Source organism: Limnohabitans sp. JirII-29, from assembly GCF_003063395.1.
Lineage (GTDB): Bacteria > Pseudomonadota > Gammaproteobacteria > Burkholderiales > Burkholderiaceae_C > Limnohabitans.
In genome coordinates, this window is record NZ_NESB01000021.1 from 1 (window position 1) to 2,583 (window position 2,583).

Annotated in this window: 3 protein-coding genes; all 3 read left to right on the plus strand. The window is 58.9% G+C overall.

The window, feature by feature from the left end:
* The first annotated feature begins 79 nt into the window (after positions 1 to 79).
* The gene (locus B9Z39_RS16775) at positions 80 to 472 is read left to right on the plus strand and encodes a transposase (protein ID WP_108302738.1); all 393 of its coding nucleotides are present in this window, start codon (positions 80 to 82) and stop codon (positions 470 to 472) included.
* Entirely contained in the window at positions 469 to 810 is a 342-nt protein-coding gene (tnpB, locus tag B9Z39_RS16780) for an IS66 family insertion sequence element accessory protein TnpB (RefSeq protein WP_158269526.1), read from the plus strand. The genes B9Z39_RS16775 and tnpB overlap by 4 nt, the downstream gene beginning before the upstream one ends.
* 83 nt (positions 811 to 893) lie before the next feature.
* Positions 894 to 2,543, plus strand: coding sequence for an IS66 family transposase (locus B9Z39_RS16785; protein WP_108302742.1), 1,650 nt, complete (start codon positions 894 to 896; stop codon positions 2,541 to 2,543).
* The last annotated feature ends 40 nt before the right edge of the window (positions 2,544 to 2,583 follow it).

Here is a 2,583-nt window from a genome sequence, read left to right on the forward strand (position 1 = left end):
GTGAGCGTCCAGTTATCCCATATTGAAGTTAAATCTATTTGGCCAGACGATGGTGTCCACTTAAATTTGGTGGACACCTATGCATCCCAAAACTCTCATTCGCCGCACTCACTCACTTGAATTCAAGGCCCAGGTGATGGCAGCTTGCCAACAGCCCGGGGCCTCCATCGCAGCCGTTGCCCAAACCCACGGGCTCAATTCCAACGTTGTGCACAAGTGGTTGGCCGGCATTGGCATGAAACGCTTCAACCAGCGCTTAGCCGACAGGGGTGCGCTGTCACCTGCCGCGCCCATGCAATTCCTGTCTGTGGGGCTGGCTGCAAACAGCCCTAGCAACAATACCAACCCCCAAGATATTCGGCTGGACTTGGATTTAGGTGCCTTGCAAATCAAACTGCACTGCGCACAAGGTGATGGCGCATGCGTTGCTGCATTACTGCGCGCTGTCGCCGAGATGGTTGCACGCGCATGATCCGCATCGACGCGCTGTGGTTGTGCACGCATTGCCAAGACATGCGTGCCGGAGCCGACCGACTACTGAGCGTGGTGGTCAACACATTGGGCAAGGCACATGCCCACCATGGCTACTTGTTTGTTAACGCCCGAGCCAACCGAATCAAGCTGCTGGTGCATGACGGTTTTGGTATCTGGTGCGCGACCCGGAGGCTGCATGCGGGGCAGTTTGTTTGGGTGCAACGTGAAGGTGCGCAGGGTCCTGCTGTGCAGCTCAGCCGCCAGCAATTTGACGCTCTGGTGCTGGGTCTGCCATGGCAACGCTTGGAGGCGTGGAGCGTTATCCGCCGCACCTGAACTGCTGGCATATACGTTGCAACCAGATGTCAGTTGGTTGACATCGCATTCGCCAATAGTGCGCATGTTGCGACTCGGGCATCATGACACTCATGTCCGGTAGTTGCACACCTAGCATTGATCTCACCCAAATCACCCCCGGGGTGGCTGAGTTCATTGGTCAGTTGCAGCGACAGGTCAGCGCCCAAGCCCAGGCACTCGCACACAAAGACGCACAGATCATCTGGCGCGATGCCAAGCTGGAGAAGCTCTCCTTCGAACTGGCCCGCCTCAAGCGCTGGAAGTTTGGCACCAAGACCGAGGCCATGAGCGCACAACAGCGTGCCCTGTTCCAAGACACGCTCGCTGAAGACGAAGCCAGCCTGCAAACGCAACTCGCAGCGCTGCAAGCGCATTTACCTGAGTCTGCCAAAGCGCTCAAATCGCCACCGCGCAAACCCCACCGCCAAGCGCTACCCGAGCACTTGCGCCGTGTGGAGCATCGCCACGAGCCCTACGACACCACCTGCCCCAATGCCGATTGCGCTCAGCCCATGCAGCGTATTGGCGAGGAGGTCAGCGAACGCCTGGACATCGTGCCGGCTGAGTTCTTCGTGCACCGCCATATTTACGGCAAATGGGCCTGCCGCTGCTGCCAGACACTACGCCAAGAGCCAGCACAGCTGGAGGTGATCGATGGTGGAGTTCCCGCCAGCGGACTTATTGCTCACACGCTCATTAGCCGTTTCGCTGACCACCTGCCGTACTACCGGCAGGAGCAGATCAATGCGCGCAGCGGCGTGCACACGCCACGCTCTACGTTGGCGGCGTGGGCGGGCGCAGGAGGTGCCGCGTTAGAGCCTTTGTATGAGGCGCATCGGCGCTTCATCCTCAGTGCCACCGAGTTACATGCAGACGAGACCCCCATCCCACTGCTAGATCCGGGCTCGGGCAAAACCAAGAAGGCCTACATGTGGGCTTATGCGCGCAGCCCGCATGACCCACATCGAGGGGTGATTTACGAATTCTGTGTCGGACGCGGGGGCCAATATCCACTGGCTTTTCTGGGCGGCAGCAAAGATCGGCCAGTGCCCGAGCCCCCATGGCAGGGCACGCTGCTATGCGATCAATACGCGGGCTATAACGCGGTACTGGATACGAGCGTGTATCCGCAGCGCAAGGCTGCTGCGTGTGCGGCGCATGCGCGGCGCAAGTTCGAGGAACTCAGTCATGGTGGTCCTAGCGCCAGTGTGCTGGCCCAAGAAGCCTTGCAAAGGTTTGCGCGGATTTATCAAGCAGAGGGCCTGCTATCGGCAATGAGCGCTACGCAGCGTCAACAAGCGCGCCAACAACTGTGCAAGCCGCTGTGGGATGAATTGAAGGTGTGGATGCAACTCGAAGGCGCTCGGGTGCTGGCAGGCACCAAGGTGCGCCAAGCGATTGACTACAGCTTGCAGGCATGGGATGCATTGACGCTGCATCTCAGTCATGGTGGTGTTGCCATTGACAATAACCATCTAGAGCAGCAGATCAAGCCCTGGAAGCTAGGGGCCAAGAATTGGCTGTTCATAGGCAGTGAACTGGCCGGACAGCGTGCAGCCATCGTCATGAGCTTGGTGCAGTCTGCAAAGATGAACGGCGTGGAGCCCTGGGCTTACCTGCGTGACGTGTTGGCTCGCATCCACAGCCACCCAAATGCCCGCATCGAAGAGTTACTTCCGCACTGCTGGAAGCCCGCAAGTCCGACCGTGTGAACACTCGCCCACAAAATAGGTGGGAAGACCGGACGCTCAC

Excerpts from the sequence above, each read along its gene's own strand:
- tnpB (WP_158269526.1), top strand. The coding sequence starts at position 469 with ATGATCCGCATCGACGCGCTGTGGTTGTGCACGCATTGCCAAGACATG.
- B9Z39_RS16785 (WP_108302742.1), top strand. The coding sequence starts at position 894 with ATGACACTCATGTCCGGTAGTTGCACACCTAGCATTGATCTCACCCAA.
- B9Z39_RS16775 (WP_108302738.1), top strand. The coding sequence starts at position 80 with ATGCATCCCAAAACTCTCATTCGCCGCACTCACTCACTTGAATTCAAG.